Annotated in this window: 15 protein-coding genes; 7 read left to right on the top strand and 8 right to left on the bottom strand. The window is 68.8% G+C overall.

From position 1 onward, the window contains the following. Positions 1 to 13 precede the first annotated feature (13 nt). Both ABD116_RS02025 and ABD116_RS02020 read right to left on the bottom strand, forming a co-directional pair. Complete coding sequence (locus ABD116_RS02025; RefSeq protein ID WP_343964129.1) at positions 14 to 1,564, bottom strand: carboxylesterase/lipase family protein; 1,551 nt, start codon at positions 1,562 to 1,564, stop codon at positions 14 to 16. A gap of 36 nt (positions 1,565 to 1,600) precedes the next feature. Next, positions 1,601 to 3,742, bottom strand: coding sequence for an MMPL family transporter (locus ABD116_RS02020; protein ID WP_343964127.1), 2,142 nt, complete (start codon positions 3,740 to 3,742; stop codon positions 1,601 to 1,603). Positions 3,743 to 3,904: 162 nt separating this feature from the next. On the opposite strand from ABD116_RS02020, the gene ABD116_RS02015 reads away from it, so the two are divergent. Both ABD116_RS02015 and ABD116_RS02010 read left to right on the top strand, forming a co-directional pair. Then, entirely contained in the window at positions 3,905 to 5,035 is a 1,131-nt protein-coding gene (locus tag ABD116_RS02015) for a sensor histidine kinase (protein ID WP_343964125.1), read from the top strand. Next, positions 5,032 to 5,685, top strand: coding sequence for a response regulator (locus tag ABD116_RS02010; RefSeq protein WP_343964123.1), 654 nt, complete (start codon positions 5,032 to 5,034; stop codon positions 5,683 to 5,685). The genes ABD116_RS02015 and ABD116_RS02010 overlap by 4 nt, the downstream gene beginning before the upstream one ends. Here ABD116_RS02010 and ABD116_RS02005 read toward each other — a convergent pair. Beyond that, positions 5,648 to 6,091 (bottom strand): MarR family winged helix-turn-helix transcriptional regulator, encoded by a 444-nt coding sequence (locus ABD116_RS02005; protein WP_343964121.1) that lies wholly within the window; start codon positions 6,089 to 6,091, stop codon positions 5,648 to 5,650. The genes ABD116_RS02010 and ABD116_RS02005 overlap by 38 nt on opposite strands. 79 nt (positions 6,092 to 6,170) lie before the next feature. Between ABD116_RS02005 and ABD116_RS02000 the strand changes: the two genes are divergently transcribed. The 3 genes from ABD116_RS02000 to ABD116_RS01990 are packed head-to-tail and all read left to right on the top strand — an operon-like array spanning position 6,171 to position 11,276. Continuing rightward, positions 6,171 to 7,073, top strand: coding sequence for an alpha/beta hydrolase (locus tag ABD116_RS02000; RefSeq protein ID WP_343964119.1), 903 nt, complete (start codon positions 6,171 to 6,173; stop codon positions 7,071 to 7,073). A 38-nt stretch (positions 7,074 to 7,111) separates the two neighbouring features. After that, positions 7,112 to 9,961: a DEAD/DEAH box helicase gene (locus ABD116_RS01995; protein ID WP_343964117.1), complete on the top strand. Its 2,850-nt coding sequence runs from the start codon at positions 7,112 to 7,114 to the stop codon at positions 9,959 to 9,961. Positions 9,962 to 10,013: 52 nt separating this feature from the next. Next, positions 10,014 to 11,276 carry a serine hydrolase domain-containing protein gene (locus tag ABD116_RS01990; protein WP_343964115.1) on the top strand — a complete coding sequence of 421 codons (1,263 nt, stop codon included), beginning with the start codon at positions 10,014 to 10,016 and terminating at the stop codon, positions 11,274 to 11,276. A 125-nt stretch (positions 11,277 to 11,401) separates the two neighbouring features. Here the strand turns inward: ABD116_RS01990 and ABD116_RS01985 are convergent, their stop codons facing one another. Further along, positions 11,402 to 11,866 (bottom strand): MarR family winged helix-turn-helix transcriptional regulator, encoded by a 465-nt coding sequence (locus tag ABD116_RS01985; RefSeq protein ID WP_343964113.1) that lies wholly within the window; start codon positions 11,864 to 11,866, stop codon positions 11,402 to 11,404. A 59-nt stretch (positions 11,867 to 11,925) separates the two neighbouring features. On the opposite strand from ABD116_RS01985, the gene ABD116_RS01980 reads away from it, so the two are divergent. Beyond that, positions 11,926 to 12,297, top strand: coding sequence for a cupin domain-containing protein (locus ABD116_RS01980; protein WP_343964111.1), 372 nt, complete (start codon positions 11,926 to 11,928; stop codon positions 12,295 to 12,297). A 3-nt stretch (positions 12,298 to 12,300) separates the two neighbouring features. Here the strand turns inward: ABD116_RS01980 and ABD116_RS01975 are convergent, their stop codons facing one another. Beyond that, positions 12,301 to 13,584: a glycoside hydrolase domain-containing protein gene (locus tag ABD116_RS01975; RefSeq protein ID WP_343964109.1), complete on the bottom strand. Its 1,284-nt coding sequence runs from the start codon at positions 13,582 to 13,584 to the stop codon at positions 12,301 to 12,303. Positions 13,585 to 13,674: 90 nt separating this feature from the next. On the opposite strand from ABD116_RS01975, the gene ABD116_RS01970 reads away from it, so the two are divergent. Further along, on the top strand, positions 13,675 to 14,148 hold the full coding sequence (locus tag ABD116_RS01970) for a GyrI-like domain-containing protein (RefSeq protein ID WP_343964107.1): 474 nt from the start codon (positions 13,675 to 13,677) through the stop codon (positions 14,146 to 14,148). Here the strand turns inward: ABD116_RS01970 and ABD116_RS01965 are convergent. The 3 genes from ABD116_RS01965 to ABD116_RS01955 all read right to left on the bottom strand — a co-directional run bounded on the left by ABD116_RS01965 (position 14,145) and on the right by ABD116_RS01955 (position 16,623). Beyond that, positions 14,145 to 15,206 carry an FAD-dependent oxidoreductase gene (locus ABD116_RS01965; RefSeq protein ID WP_343964105.1) on the bottom strand — a complete coding sequence of 354 codons (1,062 nt, stop codon included), beginning with the start codon at positions 15,204 to 15,206 and terminating at the stop codon, positions 14,145 to 14,147. The genes ABD116_RS01970 and ABD116_RS01965 overlap by 4 nt on opposite strands. A 42-nt stretch (positions 15,207 to 15,248) precedes the next feature. Then, a complete protein-coding gene (locus ABD116_RS01960) occupies positions 15,249 to 15,896 on the bottom strand; it encodes a hypothetical protein (RefSeq protein WP_343964103.1) in 648 nt (215 codons plus the stop codon). 70 nt (positions 15,897 to 15,966) lie between these two features. Next, positions 15,967 to 16,623 (bottom strand): hypothetical protein, encoded by a 657-nt coding sequence (locus ABD116_RS01955; RefSeq protein WP_343964101.1) that lies wholly within the window; start codon positions 16,621 to 16,623, stop codon positions 15,967 to 15,969. Between the last annotated feature and the right edge of the window lie 25 nt (positions 16,624 to 16,648).

Genomic DNA, 16,648 nt, shown 5'->3' with positions numbered 1-16,648 from the left:
AAGGGGCTGTCTGCTATTTCCAGGCAGAGCACTTGTGCGCCACGGCCAGGTCGACCTGCCCGATCCGCCCGGGCGCCAGCGACTGCGTGGTCGGCCCGCCGGCGAAGGCCGGCCACCTGGGCAGCCCTGGACCGTTCGGGTCGCCAGACCGGGCGAAGTTCGTCCAGTAGCGAATCATCTGACCGGACAGCCCCCGCTGAGTGGCCGTCATCGGCGCGGCCGGCCCGAAGTCGAACAGGTACGCCACTTCCGAGCCGTGGTACGCCCCTGCCGGGTAGCCCGCCGGAAAGGTACCTTCCAGGACCGCTGCGTGCGGATCATCGAAGGAGAAGCTGTAGACCGGCGTACGCCGGGCCAGCAGCCGCGAGGCCTCAGCGGTCGGGCAGACCCAACTGCTGTCCGTGGTGACCGTCGCCCACGCGATCAACGGCGACGGGTACGCCCGTACCGGATAGCGCTTCTCGATCTGGGCCGCCATCGCCCGGCCGAAGCTCTTGACGAGATTCGCCCGGTACTCCGCCGCCGTCATCGGTGCGTCGTCTTCGAAGAACCGAGCGAAGTACCGGTGTTCGTCGCGGGTGTTGCCCTGCAGCACCGGCACCCGGTGGACGAGACCGGCCTTCAGGGCGCGACGTGGGTCGACCGGCAGGATCGGCGTCCCGTACGCCGGGGTGCCGAACAACGCGTTGTGGTTCAGCAATCCCTCGACATCGGGCGTGCCACGCAGACAGGCGAGGTCCGCGCAGCCGAGCTCGGTGCCGGTGGTCCGGCCGTTGCGCGCGAGTTCGGAGCGCGGTGCCCAGTACTCGATCGCGTCGTTGTCGGGGACCATCACGTTCGGCGCCCAGTGCTGCAGGCAGGAGCCGCTCTCGATGACGGCTCGCTGGAACAGCCCGGCCGAGCGCGGCGAGACCAGTTGCGCGCAGACCGAGGCGCCGCCGGACGACTCGCCCATGATCGTCACGTTCGCCGGATCGCCGCCGAACGCACGGGCGTTGGCGCGCACCCAGCGCAGCGACGCCTGCTGGTCGGCCAGGCCGAACGTCCCGCCGTCGGTCAGCCCCGGGTAGCCGAAGAAGCCGAAGATCCCGAGTCGCGAGTTGACCGTGACGACGACCGCGTCGCCGATCCGGCTGAGCGATCGCGCCTCGTAGTCGGCACCGTTGCCGGAGGCCCAGCCACCGCCGTGGAACCAGACGATGACGGGACGCCGGCCGGCCCCGCGACCGGCCGGCGTGGTGACGTTCAGGAACAGGCAGTCCTCCGACGACCGCGGATCAACCTTGCCCTCGGCATCCAACTGGCTGCACATCGGCCCGGGCCTCGAGGCGTCCCGTACGCCGGTCCAGGCCGCCGCCGGCCGAGGCAGCGTCCACCGTTCGGGTCTGGCCGCGTACGGGATGCCCTGGAACACCCGCGTGCTCGCGTCGGCGGTTCCCCGCACGAGCCCCTTGCCGGTCCGTACCACGACGTCGGCCGAAGCCGCCGGCAGTGCGGAGATCCCCAGTGTGACAGCTGATCCGGCAGCAAGCGCCGCGGCCCATCGAATCCCTCGAACAGTCATCTCCGCAGACTAGGAACCCGCGACCCCCGACCGCGATCAGGCGAAGGTATCGACCGCGGCGACTTCTGGTTGACCCTCGCTGCTTCCTTCGTCCGGCCGATCCAGCACCGGCAGCAAGCGATCGAGCCAGCCCGGGAGCCACCAGTTCGCGGCGCCCAGCAGCTTCATTGCCGCTGGCACCAGAAGCATCCGGACGATCGTCGCGTCGATGAAGATCGCGACGGCCAGCCCGAGCCCGAACATCTTCGCGGACGGGTCGTTGCTCAGCACGAAGCCGAGGAAGACCGACACCATGATCAACGCCGCCGAGGTGATCAGCCGCCCGGTGGTCGCGATCCCGTGCACGACCGAGCCGTCGCTGTCGCCGCTGCGCAGATACTCCTCCCTGACCCGCGACAGCAGGAACACCTCGTAGTCCATCGACAGCCCGAACAGGATCGCGAACATGAACATCGGGATGAACGGCACGATCGGCACCGTCGACTCCAGCCCGATCAGGTCCGCGCCCCAACCCCACTGGAACACCATCACCATGACGCCGAACGAAGCGCCGATGCTGAGCAGATTCATCACGGCCGCCTTGAGCGGCACCACGACCGACCGGAAGACGACGGTCAGCAACAGGATCGACAGCACGATCACGGCCCCCACGAAGAGCGGCAGCCGATCGTTGACCTTGGCACCGACATCGGCGAAGCTCGCCGTCTGCCCACCGACATGAGCCGACGCCGGGCTGTCTCGCAGTACCGAAGGAAAGACGTCTGTACGCAGGCGCCTGACCGTCTCCAGCGTCGCATCGTCCTGCGGCCCGGTGGTCGGGAAGGCGACGAGCGTCGCGACCCCGGCCTTCACCTCAGGCGGAGCGACCCCGGCGATGCCCTTGTCAGCCTTGACGGCGTCGCGCAGCGGCCCGACCACACTGGCATCGGCCGAGATGTCCACCGCGATCACCAACGGCCCGTTGATCCCCGGCCCGAAGCCCGCGGCGACCAGGTCGTACGCCCGGCGCTCGGTCCGCGTCGCTGGGAGCGCGCCCTCATCCGGCGTACCGACCTGAAGCGCGAGCACAGGTGCGGCGAGCGCCAGCAACGCGACGACGGCGCTGACCAGATATGCGATGGCATGACGAGACACGTGCCGGGCCCATCGCTCCCACCCGCCGGTCCGTACGGTGACCCGCCGTACCGCGAGCCGGTTGATCCACGACCCGGCCAACCCCAGAAAGGCAGGCAACAAGGTGATCGAGGCAACGACCATGATCAGCACGATGAGCGCGACCGCGATCCCACCCGCGGTCATGAACGGTACGCCGGCCACCGCCAGCCCGAGGATCGCGATCACCACCGTGCCGCCCGCGAACACGACTGCCTGCCCAGCGGTGGCGACCGCCCGCCCCGCCGATTCCGAGACGCTCAGCCCTGCTGACAAGTACTCGCGATGCCGCGTGACCAGAAACAACGCGTAGTCGATCCCCACCCCGAGCCCGACCATGCTCCCGATCACCGGCGCCCAGCTGGGAATGTCGATCAGGTACGTGACCAGCGACATCCCACTGATCCCGAGCGCGAGGCCGAACAGCGCCAGCCCGATCGGCAACCCCATCGCGATCACCGACCCGAACGTCACCAGCAAGATGACGATCGCGACCAGCAACCCCAGCCCTTCCCCGATACCGGTCTCGGGCGCCTCGAAGACGAAGAACAGATCCCCGCCCAACTCGACCCGGAGGGTGGGACCAACCCCAGCAGCGAACGACTTGAGGTTCTCCAGATCGCTCCGGCCCAGCTTCTCCTGTACCGGGTACTGCAGCCGGATGACCGCGACGCGCCCGTCCGCCGAGATCGCCGGCTCGCCGGCATCCAGCACGTTGGGCAGCTCGGCGGCGCCCGCCCGGACCTCGCCCAAAGCTGTCCGCGGCCCCGGGTCGGAGAAGGTCGAGCCATCGTCAGCAGGCGTGAGCACCACCTTCGCGGTCAGCCCCGCGTCGTTGGACCGGGCGAGCAGCTCGCCGGCCTTCTGCGAGTCGAGCCCCGGCGCTCCCATCGAGTCCGTGAGCTTCTGCCCGAAGAGCCCGGCCGCGGCGACCACGAGCACGGAGACGACCAGCCAGCTGCTGATCACCGTCCACGGCCGGCGGGCGGCGTACCGGCCCAGTCTGTACAGCGCGTGCGACATCATCGGGGTTCTCCTTCAACGGCCCAGGGACAGTGGACTCAGCGTCGCGGGATCCGGGCGAGGGCACCTCGGGAGAAGAGCCGGAGTCGACTCGGCCGGACGGCTGAGCGCAACGCCGTACTTTGGGCCGATACCCGGGACGTCGCGGGTGTCTACTGTGTGGTCATGCTGAGAAACGCGGTCCGCTCGTTCTGGGCAGAGCCGCGCGCCCCCGAGGCTCCGCGGCGTGTCTGGCGGGACTGGGTTCTGGTCGGCCTGTTGCTGCCGACGGCCGTCCTCGAAGGGATCTTCCGGGATCACCTGGTGTGGCGGCCGGTTGCGATCCTGCTCGGGGTCGCCGTCGTGCTCGCGCTGCTGTGGCGGCGTACCGCTGCGTTCGCCGTCGTGGCCGGCGTGTTCGGCACCCTGATCCTGCTGAACGTGGTGACCTTGCTCAGCGACAAGGAGTCAGTCGGGCTGTACATGATGATCTGCGTGATCCTGCTCCCGTACTCCTTGTTTCGCTGGGGATCCGGCCGGGAGATCGCGATCGGGCTGGTCTTCGTCCTGGGCGCCTTGGCGCTCGGGCTCGCCGCCGACCCCACCGGCCTCGTGGACTCCATCTTCGGGAGCATGTTCCTGCTCTTCCCGGCGACGGTCGGTGCCGCCGTCCGGTACCGGACCTCGTCGCGGGTCCGTGAGCTGGACCAGGTGAGGCTCCGCGAGCGTGAGCAACTGGCTCGCGAGTTGCACGACACCGTCGCCCACCACGTCTCGGCCATCCTCATCCGGGCGCAGGCAGGCCGCATCGTCGCCGCGTCCGATCCGGCGGCTGCCATGGATGCCTTGTCCATCATCGAGACGGAGGCTTCACGGACCCTCGCGGAGATGCGGGTCATGGTCGCCGGACTCCGCCAGGACGAGGCGGCCGCGATGGCCCCGCAGCCGGGCGTGGCCGACCTAGAGCAACTGGCCCGCGGAAGCCGGCTGCACGTCGACGTCGAACTGTCCGGCGACCTCGACGATCTCGGCCCCTCCGTCGGGGCCGCCCTCTACCGGATAGCCCAGGAGTCGATCACGAACGCCGTCCGCCATGCCCGCGCCGCGACCCGGGTCGACGTCCGGGTGGCGGGTAGCGTCGACCAAGTGCGGCTGACCATCCAGGACGACGGCGAGGCAGGCTCAGCCGGGCCGGTGGGCTACGGCCTCGTCGGTATGACCGAACGAGCCGCCCTCCTCGGCGGCTCCTTCGAGGCCGGCCCGGGCCCCGACCGGGGATGGACCGTCGAAGCCGTCCTGCCGAAGGCGGCCAGATGATCCGGGTAGTCGTCGCCGACGATCAGGAACTCATCCGTACCGGTTTGACGATGATCCTGTCCGCGCAACCCGGGATCGAGGTGGTCGGTCAGGCCGCCGATGGCCGCGAGGCGGTCGAGCTGGCCCGCCGGCTGCGCCCGGACGTGTGCCTGTTCGACATCCGGATGCCCGGGATGGACGGGATCGCGGCGACCCGCGAGCTCGCCGGACCGCACGTCGAGGACCCGATCGCGGTCGTCGTGATCACCACCTTCGACCTCGACGAGTACGTCCACGGCGCCCTCAAGGCGGGCGCTCGCGGCTTCCTGCTCAAGGACGCCGGCCCCGAGCTCCTGGTCCAGGCGATCCACGCGGCCGCCGACGGCGAGGCGTTGATCGCGCCGAAGATCACCGCGCGACTACTCGCGGCTTTCTCCGATACGCGACTGGGCCGACCGCCTGCTCAACCTGTCGAGCCGCTGACCGGACGCGAGGAACAGATCCTGCTCACCGTCGCCCAGGGCCGTACCAACTCCGAGATCGCCGGTGATCTCCACATCAGCCTCAGCACGGTCAAGACGCACCTCACCAGCATCATGACCAAACTCGGCGCCCGGAACCGGGTCGAACTGGTCATGTGGGCCTACGAGACCCACCGAGTCCAGCGCTGATCGTCGACAACAGGGTGGCCAGGTCTTCGACCGACTGTTCGGGCAGCACCGTACCGATTCTGGCCACCAGCTCCGCCTCCACCGTGGGAGTCGCTGCGGCGAGGATCTCGAGGCCGGCCGGTGTCGCTTCGACCAGCGAGGAGCGGCGGTCCTCGGGGTTGGCGGTACGCCGGCATCGGCCGGCCGCCTCGAGCCGGTCGACTCCCTTACTGGTCGCCCCGACCGTGATGGCGAACTCGTGTGCCAGATCCTGGACCCGTGTCGTCCCGCTCGCCGCGATGAACCGCAGGAACTCGAACTGACCCAGCGGCAGGTCATGCTCCGCCTTGAGCCTGGCGTCGAGCGTGTTGTAGAGCCGCGTCTCCAGCCGGACCAGGTCCGAGAACAGCGATGTGAGGTCGGTCACCGAAGATTCCTGCTTCTTGGGAATTAGCTTCCTGGGAATGTAGTTGTGATGACCATAGCCCACCGAGGAGAGGTGCACGATGAGCAGGGAGCAACGCGAGCAGGCCCGCGGCCTGATCGAGAAGAGTGAACTCGGCCGGACGCCGGCCCAGCAGCGGGCCGATTTCGACGAGATGTTCGCCGGCCGGCCGCTCGGGGAGGACGTCACGCTGAGTCCCCGCACGCTCGGGGGACGTCCCGCTCTGGATGTCGTGGTCGAGGGCGCGGACGGCGAGGGAGTCATCCTCTACCTGCACGGCGGCGGGTACTCGATCGGCTCGGCCCGCACAGGGGCCAACCTTGCGGCGCCGTTGGCGCGGAGTACCGGCGTACCGGCTGTGGCGCTGGACTATCGGTTGGCGCCGGAGGACCCGTTCCCGGCTGCGGTCGACGATGCGCTGGCGGCGTACAAGGAATTGCTGGACAGCGGTCAGAAGGTCGTACTGGCAGGCGATTCGGCCGGTGGCGGGCTCGCGCTTGCCTTGATGCTGGCCGCGCGGAGGGCTGGACTGCCTCAGCCCGCCGGTGCGGTCCTCTACTCGCCGTGGACCGACGTCTCGCTGAGCGGCGCGAGCGTGGACTCGCGGGGTGACTTCGACCCGCTGTTCAGCCGGGCCCAGATGGCTGAGTCTGCTGAGTGGTACGTCGGCGGCCAGGACCCGCGCGCAGAGCTGGCGAGCCCGCTGTTCGCGGACCTGACCGGTTTGGCGCCGCTGCTGATCCAGGTCGGGTCGGCCGAGGTCCTGCTCGACGACTCGCTGCGGCTGGCGGTCCGGGCGGCCGAGGCCGAGGTCGACGTCAGCCTGGACGTGGTTGCCGGAGCGCCGCACGTGTTCCAGTACTTCACCGGCTTCCTGCCCGAGGCCGACGAGGCGCTCGAGCGGGCCGCGGCCTTCGTGCGGCGCCGGCTCAGCGATCGACTCGGGGACCAGCCGGTCGGGTAGCGCGGGGTTCTGGGGGTGGCGTCGCATAGATTGGGGGCATGAGTACTCCGTCCGAGAAGTATGCCGTTTTCCGCTCGGACCAGGAGCACCCCGCGGTGCGGGAGTTCCGCTCGCTGTACGACTTCCAGCTGGACGAGTTCCAGTTGCGGGCGTGCGCGGCGCTGGAGGACGGGCATCAGGTGCTGGTCGCCGCGCCGACCGGCTCGGGCAAGACGCTGGTCGGCGAGTTCGCGGTGCACCTGGCCCTGCAGCGGGGGCAGAAGTGCTTCTACACCACCCCGATCAAGGCGCTGAGCAACCAGAAGTACGGCGATCTCGTCCGCCGCTACGGCCACGAGAACGTCGGCCTGCTGACCGGTGACAACTCGATCAACTCCGAGGCGCCGATCGTCGTCATGACGACCGAGGTGCTGCGCAACATGCTGTACGCCGCCTCCCAGACGCTGCTCGGCCTGTCGTACGTGGTGATGGACGAGGTGCACTACCTCGCCGACCGGGCGCGTGGCGCGGTCTGGGAGGAAGTGATCATCCACCTGCCCGAGTCGGTGTCGGTGGTGTCGCTGTCGGCGACGGTGAGCAACGCGGAGGAGTTCGGCGACTGGCTGGAGACCGTCCGCGGCAACACGGTGGTGGTGCTGGAGGAGAAGCGGCCGGTGCCGCTGTTCCAGCACGTGATGGTCGGCAAGCGGCTGCACGATCTGTTCGCAGGTGAGGCGCCGACTGCGCGCGCCGGTGGCGTCGCGCAGTACGGGCCGCAGTACACAGCGCCCAAGTCCAAGTCGGGCAACCCGGCAAAGGCAGGCGCGGCTGATCTCAAGGACATGGTCAACCCGCAACTGGTGAAGATCGCGCGCGACGACAGCCGGATCTTCAAGGACGACTCGCGCAAGCCGCGCCGTCGCCGGGATCTGCCCAAGAGCCGGCCGGCCCGGTCGCACTTCACGCCGTACCGGTCCGACGTGGTCGAGGAGCTGGATGCCGGCGCGCTGCTGCCGGCGATCTACTTCATCTTCTCCCGCAAGGGCTGCGAGGACGCGATGCTGCAGTGCCTGCGCTCGGGCCTGCGGCTGACCAAGCCGAGTGAGCAGGCCGAGATCAGGCGGGTGCTCGCCGAGCGGATGGTGGACCTGCCGGACGAGGACCTCGGCGTGCTCGGCTACCACGACTTCAGCGAGGCGCTCAGCCGTGGGATCGCCGCGCACCACGCCGGCATGCTGGCGGCCTTCAAGGAGGTCGTCGAGGAGCTGTTCGCACGCGGCCTGATCAAGGTCGTCTTCGCGACCGAGACGCTTGCCCTGGGCATCAACATGCCGGCCCGCACGGTCGTGCTGGAGAAGCTGAGCAAGTGGAACGGCGAGGCCCACGTCGACATCACGCCGGGGGAGTACACGCAGCTGACCGGCCGGGCCGGGCGTCGAGGGATCGACGTCGAGGGGCACGCGGTCGTGTTGTGGCAGCCGGGGTTCGATCCGCGCGCTGTCGCCGGTCTGGCGTCCACCCGTACGTATCCGTTGCGGTCGTCGTTCTCCCCGTCGTACAACATGGCCGTCAACCTGGTCCGCCAGGTCGGGCGGTCGCGGGCGCGGGACATGCTGGAGCTGTCGTTCGCGCAGTTCCAGTCCGACCAGGCCGTGGTGGGGCTGGCGCGGCAGGTGCAGCGCAACACGGAGGCGCTGGAGGGGTACAAGGAGTCCATCGACTGCCACCTCGGCGACTTCCTCGAGTACGCCGCGTTGCGCCGCCGGATCGGTGACCGCGAGTCGTCGGGCTCCAAGGCGCGCAAGCTGGATCGCCGGGTCGAGGCGCAGGCGTCGCTGGAGAAGCTGAGGATCGGCGACATCATCCGGATCCCGGCCGGCCGGAGCGCGGGCTGGGCGCTGGTGCTCGACGCCGGCGTACGGTCCGAGCGCGAAGGACCGCGGCCGACCGTGCTGACGCTGGACCGGCAGGTGCGCAAGCTGTCGATGATCGACTTCCCGACCCCGGTCGAGGCGATCAGCACGCTCCGGGTGCCGAAGAAGTTCAACGCCCGCAACCCGCAACAGCGCCGCGAGCTCGCCCACGTACTGCGGGGTCGCACCGACATGATCGGCGAGGAAGGTCCGCCGTCGTCGCGCAGCCATCGGGGCGATGTCGTCACGCACGCGGATGATCCGGAGCTGCAGCAGATGCGCGCCGAGCTGCGCGCGCATCCCTGCCACGGTTGCTCGGATCGCGAGGACCACGCCCGCTGGGCCGAGCGGTACTTCCGGCTCGACCGGGAGAACCGCGACGTCCAGCGCAAGATCGAGCAGCGGACGAACACGATCGCCCGCCAGTTCGACCGGGTCTGCCAGGTGCTCGACGCGTTGCACTACCTCGACGGCGACAAGACGACGGAGGCGGGCGACCGGCTGTCGCGGATCTACACCGAGCTAGACCTGGTGGCGGCCGAGTGCTTGCGGGTCGGGGTTTTCGACGATCTCGACGTACCGGAGCTGGCGGCTTGTCTGGCGGCGCTGGTGTACGAGTCGCGGTCCAAGGACGAGCCGACCTCACCGCGATTGCCGCGGGGCGAGGTACGGAACGCGCTGGAGAAGATGGGCACCATCTGGCGGGACCTGTCGGCGCTCGAGCGGGACATGCGGGTCGACTTCCTGCGCTCGATGGATCTCGGCTTCTGCTGGGCCGCGTTCCGCTGGGCGTCGGGTGCGTCGCTGGCCGAGGTGCTGTACGAGTCCGACCTCGCGGCCGGTGACTTCGTCCGTTGGGTGAAGCAACTGATCGACCTCACCGAGCAGGTCGCCGACGCGGCCGGCCCGACGCCGCTGCGCAAGACGGCCCGCCAGGTGACCGACCAGATCCGGCGTGGCGTGATCTCCTACGCATCGGTCGTCGACGAACCCTGAGGTCGGTAGGGTTCTGACGTTCGACCGCCTGTGTTTGAAGGAGTTCACGTCAGTGGAGCTGTCACGCCGCAATCTCGGCAAGCTTGTCGTCGCTACCGGAGGGGCAGCGGCTCTCGGGACGGCGGTGATCAGGTCCGCCGACGCCGCCGCGACGTGGAAGGCGACCGGGACCGCGGTGCCGGCGCTGGCCGGGTTCGACAACCAGATGAAGACCTTCATGCAGGCGCGCGGCGTCACGGCCGGCCAGTTGGCGGTGACGTACAAGGGCCGTCTGGTCCTTGCCCGCGGCTACAGCACCGAGTCGACCGTCGCGGTCCAGCCGACCTCGTTGTTCCGGGTCGCCTCGCTGACGAAGTCGTTCACGTCGGCGGCGATCCTCAAGCTGGTGCAGGACGGCAAGCTGAGCCTGACGACGCCGGTGACGTCGATCCTCACCTTCACCCCGCCGGCCGGCCAGACGGTCGACCCGCGGCTGAAGACGGTCACGATCAAGCGGCTCCTGCAGCACCTCGGCGGCTGGGACCGCGACGTGTCGGGTGACCCGACCGGCATGGACGCGACCATCTCGAAGGCGCTCGGCGTGCCGATGGAGTTGCACCACGCCGACGTCATCAAGTTCATGGCCGGGCGGCCGCTCGACAACGCGCCCGGAACGAAGGTCGCCTACTCCAACTACGGCTACCTGCTCGCCGGGCGGGTGATCGAGAAGGTCAGTGGGCTGCCGTACGCGACGTACGTGCAGCAGAAGTTGCTGACCCCGTTGAAGATCACCCGGATGGCCCAGGGGTACTCGATCGCCAAGCACGCGGGCGAGGTGCCGTACGACTCGCAGTACACGGCGAAGACGGTGCTCGACACGACGGGCAAGGTCGTCGCGGCACCGTACGGGTCGTTCAGCATGCGCATCCACGACGCCAACGGCGGCTGGATCGCGAGCGCGCCGGACCTGGTCCGCTGGGCCAAGATGTTCGATGCGCCGTCGACCGTCCTCAACAGCACCTCGCTCGCCAGCGTCTGGGCCAAGCCGGAGACCGGAGTCTCCCCGGATGGCTGGTACTACGGCCTCGGCTGGCAGGTCCGCCCGACGACCCAGGGCGGCACCGGCCGCAACACCTGGCACACCGGCAGCCTTCCCGGCACGTTCACCCTGCTCGTCCGGACCTACAACGGCATGAGCTGGGCGGCGCTGTTCAACCGCCGCGACGACGCCAGCGGCAAGTCGTACGGCGACATCGACGCCGCCATGTGGACCGCCGCCGCCGGCGTGAAGACCTGGCCCACGAACGACCTGTTCCCGACGTACTTCCCCAGCTAGAACTTGGATCGGTGCATCCAACCGCCAGGCCATCAATCGTCCGGGGGAAGGGCGCCCGGCTCGGCGTGTCGGGTGGGTTGGTGGGCGTTTGATGGGCTGGCGGTCGGAGCCCAACCGGTCGGAGGCTAGAACATCAGCGGCCGAAAGTGCGGATCCGTCGTGCTCTCCTCGCCGGCCATCGCGGTGAATACCGTCCGCATGGCGTCGATCGCCTCGTCGCCATGCGTCTTTCGCAGGCGACGTTCGTACGCCTGGTGGAACCGTCGAGCCGCCGCGAGCGCTGCGCGGCCGCGTTCCGACAAGTGGATCAGCCGCGCTCGGCCGTCCGTGGGGTCGGGGTGGCGCTCGACGTAGCCGCGCGCTTCCATGTCGTCGATGATCTGCGCCGCGCCCTGTTTCGTGATGTCCAGCCGGGTCGCCAAGGTGCTGATCGTCGACGGCGCGCGCCCGAGGGTGCGGAGTACGAAACCGTCGGAGCGGCCCTGGTCGTCGAAGCCCAGCTCCGCGGTGGCCGCGCGCAGCTCGCGGACGAACTCCTGCTCCGCGAGCAGCAGCAGGATGCCGAAATCGGGGTTGCCATTCGTCGCCATGTCACCCATGATAGACAAGTCGAGTTGAACAAGTCAGCTTGTCTAAATAGGGGGATGAGATGCCGATCACCCGCGCGGCCGATGCGCCGCAGTTCGACCTTCCGGGCGCCCGGTTCACCGTGCAGGCCGCACCCAGCCTGGGCTCCAAGGGCCTGTGCACGTGGCGTTTGCGCCTCGACACCGCTCCGCGCGACGACGCGCCGCACACCCTGGACCGCGACGAGGTCTTCATGGTCCTGTCCGGCACGGTCCAGCTCACACCGGACGGCGAGAAGCTCGAGGCCGGTGACTCAGCCGTCGTACTGGCCGGAGACCCGATCCAGGTCCGCAACCTGGGCGACACCGACGCCGAGCTCTACGTCGCCATCACCGCAGGCTTCACCGGCACTATGGCAGACGGAACTACGGTCCAGCCGCCCTGGGCTCAGTAGGTTTTAGCAGCGGCGGATGGGGGCGCTGTAGGTGGTGTTGCTTGGGTTGGCGACGTAGTAGTCGGTGACCCAGCTGCCGTCGCTCAGGCGGTTCCAGACGGACGTAGTGCCGACCTTCGTGCCGGCTCGTTGGCAGGTGACCCAGGCCAGCGAGCCGGCCGGCAATAGGCCGGGATAGGTGGCGTACGACGTACCGGGGCCGTGGCGCCTGGCCAGGTTGTCGGTAGTTGTTTGGTACGGGAGGCTGCAGCCCGGGATCGGCGCGCTGTAGCCGGGGTTGCCGGGTGTGCGGACGTAGTAGTCCGTGACCCAGGTGCCGTCGATCAGCTTGTCCCAGACGGCGCTGGTGCCGATCTTGGGGCCGAAGGACTGGCACACGATCCGGACGGCCGCGTTGTGCGCGATCGTCGCACGCCTCGGGTAAGCGGTGGAGGGCCCGCTGTAGGCGTAGATGTTCGTCCGGACCGTGTACGTGTACCAAGTCGAGGCGACCGGTGCGTCGAAGCGGTCGTTGTCGATGTTGAGGGTGACACCGCCGTACGTCTCGTTGTGGTCGCCGTTGTACTGCTTGGCCCGCTGGCCCACGGACCAGTAGCGGTCGGAGATGAGCGGCCAGCCGGTCAGTGCGGAGCTTTGGTTCCAGCGCGCGATCCACACCGCGTCGGGTCGTGCGTAGATGGTCGAGTTGTAGACCTCCGCCAGGTGGCGGGCGCCGGAGTCCTGGTGGGCGTACACCGCGGAGATGTAGCCGCGCCGGTGCAGTTCCTTCGTCCAGGCGGAGAGATATTTCAGTACTGCGGTCCGGCAGGTCGCGTCGTTGACGTTGTAGTGCTCCATGTCGCCGTAGAGCGCACTACCCGGCAGCAGCCCGATCGCTGCTGCCTTGGCCGCGGCATCGGCCGCCTGAGCCGTCCCCTGTGCGGCTGCAGACGACACGGTCAGCTTCACCGCGTTGGCCCGGGTAGTGCATGGCGCCTGATACCCCATGTACACAGGGATCAGTCGCCACCCCATCCGCGTCACAGTGCTCACCCAACTGCCCGTGAGCTGCGGCTGCGCGCACCCGCGATTCACCCCGCCGAAGTAGATCCCCACCGCGCGGTACGGCGACGCCAGCCACGCCGACATCTGCGCGACCGTCGGCGCAGTACACGTGTCGAAGGCCGGCCCCTTGTACCTGGTAGCCGTCGCACTCGCCGGATAGCCGATCGAGGTAGCCGGCTCAGCTGCCGCAGGCAGCGTCATACACGTCAACAGCAACGCAAGGACCAACAGCAAACGCTTCATCGAACCCACCCCCTGGCTCTTGCAGTACACGCCTCAACGGCGTGCCCTGCAAGGGGTTAGTCTGCACCGGAGACGCATTGGAGGAGTGGAATGGAACCCACGATCGTCGAGCGCGAGGACCAGCCGTACATGGCGCTGCGCGGCAAGATCGCGATGAACCAGATCGCCGACTTCGCCCGGCGTACGCCGGAGCTGTTCAGCTGGCTCGCGGCCCGCAGTATCAACCCGATCGGCGACGTGTTCTTCCGCTACGCCGTGGTCGACATGGAGCACGGACTCGTGCTGGAGATCGGCCTGCCGGTCGAGGAGCGGCATCACGGCGAGGGCGAGATCGTCGGCGGCGTGCTGCCCGGCGGCCGCTACGCCAGCGTCACCCACATCGGTGACCCTGGCGAGCTCGAAGGTGTCACCCGCGAGCTGCTCGCCTGGGCCGAGAAGGAAGGTCTGGAGTGGGACGCCGACGGCAACAACTGGGGCAGCCGCCTCGAGGTCTACAAGTCCGACCCCCAAGAGGTCCCGATGGACCAGTGGGAGACCGAACTGCTGTTCCGCCTCAGGGGCTAGGCAGCGACTGGCTGCAAGAGATCCCGCAGCTGCCGCGCGGCCTGGAAGCCTGCGCGGCTGCCGCCGATAGTGCTGGCCGACGGCCCGTAGCCGATCAGGTGCACGCGCGGCTCCAGTGCCGTGTGCGTGCCGTCCATCCGGATCCCACCGGACGGTTCGCGCAGATGCAGCGGTGCGAGATGCGCCAGGTCCGCGCGGAAGCCGGTGGCCCACAGGATCGCGTCGACGTGCTCCACCCGACCATCGGCCCACTCCACGCCGTCGGGAGTGATCCGGGAGAACATCGGCAGCCGGGTGTAGACACCCTTCCGGTACGCCGCCTGCTCCTGCTCGCGCAGTTGCAAACCGGTCACCGCGACTACGCTCTTCGGCGGCAGCCCGGCCCGGACGCGCTCCTCGACCTTGGCGATGATCTGCCGCCCGATCTCCGGCCCGAACTCCTCACCCGGCGTCCGCCACTCCGGAGGCCGCCTGGTCACCCACGTGGTGGTCGCAACCTCGGAGATCTCCGCCAGTAGCTGCACCGCCGATGCACCCCCACCAACGACCAGCACGTGCTTCCCAGCGAACTCGCCCGCGCCGTTGTAGTCGGCAGTGTGCAGTTGCCGCCCCTGGAACGTCTCGATCCCCGGGTACCAGGGGATGAACGGCCGGTTCCAGGTACCGGTCGCGTTGACGATCGCCTCGGCCTCGTAGTCGCCGTGGTCGGTGCTCAGCTCGAACAGCTCGCCCTCATGCCGCACGCTCTCCACGACCACCGGCCGTACGGCCGGTAGCTCAAACCGAGCCTCATAGTCGGCGAAGTACTGCGGCACGAACGCGTTGGCCCGCTCCACGCCAGCACTGGGCGGTACGTCGACTCCTGGCAGGTTGGCGATGCCGTGCACGTCATGCATCGTCAGTGAGTCCCACCGGTGCTGCCAGGCGCCACCAGGGGCCGGGTTGCGGTCTAGCACCACCACCCCGTCGTACCGGGGGAACCCCATCCGGACGAGGTGGTACGCCGCCGACAGCCCGGCCTGGCCGGCCCCGATCACCGCAACCTGGGTCCTCTTCACACCAGGTGCAACAGCCGGGCCGGCCGCCTTACTCCCGCTACCTCAGCTCCAGCTGTTGTCGATCCGCTTGTGGTAGCGCTGACCGGCCTTGCCGCCGATGACCGCGGCCAGCAGGCTGACCACCACGACGGCGATCGCCAGGATCACGCTGCCGGCGGTCAGATCCTCGTTCGCGATCGGGACGGAGGGCAGATCGAGCCGGTCCAGGACGTCGTACTGCGAACCCGCCAGCGCGCCGATCCCGGCGACGACCAGCGTCACGATGAACCCGATCGCCCAGACGCCGAATCCCTGTCGCGCGCCGTCGAAGCGGGCGAGCCGGCCGGCGACGTACCCGCCGTTGTAGTAGGCGATCGCCATCATCAGCACGAGCAGCCCGGCCGAGACGATGCCGATGGTGCCGGCGTTGTCCTCGGCCGTCGCCCGGTCGATGGTGACCGCGTAGTCGACCGCGGCCGCGACCGCGCCGATCACGCCGGTCAGCAGCACGGTCAGGCCGATCGCGATCAGCCAGCCGAAGAAGGCGGCACCGGACTTGAAGCCCCGGTACGCCGGGTCGACCTCGGCCGCTGTAGACGTCTTGATGTCGGCGCGGTGGGTGGCCGTCGGGCGCTCCACCGCGGTGTCCTCGGTGAACTGCTTGTGCGGAACCTGCTGGGTGTCAGCCTCGTCCCGGTACTGCTGAACCATCTCGCCGTCTCCTCACCTCGACAGCCCCGTTCTCGACTGCCTGGTACCCCCGCGTATTCGTCCCGACTCTTTAAGCGATGAGATCGTCGATCTTGGTGTGATAGCGCTGACCGGTCTTGCCGCCCAGGAGCGCGAACAGCAGCGGCAGCATCAGCAGCGCGGCCGCCGTGATCAGCCCGCCGGTCAGCAGGCTGTCGTTGCTGAGCGGTACGTCGGGACGGTCGATCCGGCCGGTGTAGTCGTAGTTGCTGTTCAGGAACGCCCCGATCGAGCAGGCGACCACGATCAGCAGCAGCGTGATCATCCAGACCCCGAATCCCTGCCGCATCCCGTCGAACCGGACCAGCCGGCCCGCGACGTAGCCACCGATGTAGAAGGCAAGGCTGATCACCAGGACCACCGCTGCCGCGGCGCTGATGGCGACGGTGCCGGCGTTGTCCTCGAGATCGGTTTTGGTATAGCCCAGAATGTAGTAGGCGGCGGTGGCCGCTCCGCCGACGAGGGCCGTGAGCAGGACGAGCATCGAGCCCATGATCAGCCAGCCGAAGAACGCGGCGCCGAACTTGAAGCCCCGGTAGGACAGCCGCTCCGGCTCGGTCTGCTCGGCCGCCGGTTTGTCGGGGACCAGTGTGACGCTGGTCATCGCACGGGCCGCAGCGGCCCGGGCTTCCTCGTACCGCCGGGTCGTCGTGTCGGCCTCAGGTCCATCCAGGATGCTCTGCTCCACTGCCGTTCCCCTCACATGTCAGCCC

The sequence above is a fragment of the Kribbella koreensis genome (assembly GCF_039525325.1).
GTDB lineage: Bacteria > Actinomycetota > Actinomycetes > Propionibacteriales > Kribbellaceae > Kribbella > Kribbella koreensis.
This window is presented reverse-complemented; position numbering and strand designations above follow the sequence as displayed.

What these genes read in the sequence shown, in the direction of transcription:
- ABD116_RS02025 (WP_343964129.1), bottom strand. Translation starts at nt 1,564, where the DNA reads ATGACTGTTCGAGGGATTCGATGGGCCGCGGCGCTTGCTGCCGGATCA.
- ABD116_RS02020 (WP_343964127.1), bottom strand. Translation starts at nt 3,742, where the DNA reads ATGATGTCGCACGCGCTGTACAGACTGGGCCGGTACGCCGCCCGCCGG.
- ABD116_RS02015 (WP_343964125.1), top strand. Translation starts at nt 3,905, where the DNA reads ATGCTGAGAAACGCGGTCCGCTCGTTCTGGGCAGAGCCGCGCGCCCCC.
- ABD116_RS02010 (WP_343964123.1), top strand. Translation starts at nt 5,032, where the DNA reads ATGATCCGGGTAGTCGTCGCCGACGATCAGGAACTCATCCGTACCGGT.
- ABD116_RS02000 (WP_343964119.1), top strand. Translation starts at nt 6,171, where the DNA reads ATGAGCAGGGAGCAACGCGAGCAGGCCCGCGGCCTGATCGAGAAGAGT.
- ABD116_RS01995 (WP_343964117.1), top strand. Translation starts at nt 7,112, where the DNA reads ATGAGTACTCCGTCCGAGAAGTATGCCGTTTTCCGCTCGGACCAGGAG.
- ABD116_RS01985 (WP_343964113.1), bottom strand. Translation starts at nt 11,866, where the DNA reads ATGGCGACGAATGGCAACCCCGATTTCGGCATCCTGCTGCTGCTCGCG.
- ABD116_RS01980 (WP_343964111.1), top strand. Translation starts at nt 11,926, where the DNA reads ATGCCGATCACCCGCGCGGCCGATGCGCCGCAGTTCGACCTTCCGGGC.
- ABD116_RS01975 (WP_343964109.1), bottom strand. Translation starts at nt 13,584, where the DNA reads ATGAAGCGTTTGCTGTTGGTCCTTGCGTTGCTGTTGACGTGTATGACG.
- ABD116_RS01970 (WP_343964107.1), top strand. Translation starts at nt 13,675, where the DNA reads ATGGAACCCACGATCGTCGAGCGCGAGGACCAGCCGTACATGGCGCTG.
- ABD116_RS01960 (WP_343964103.1), bottom strand. Translation starts at nt 15,896, where the DNA reads ATGGTTCAGCAGTACCGGGACGAGGCTGACACCCAGCAGGTTCCGCAC.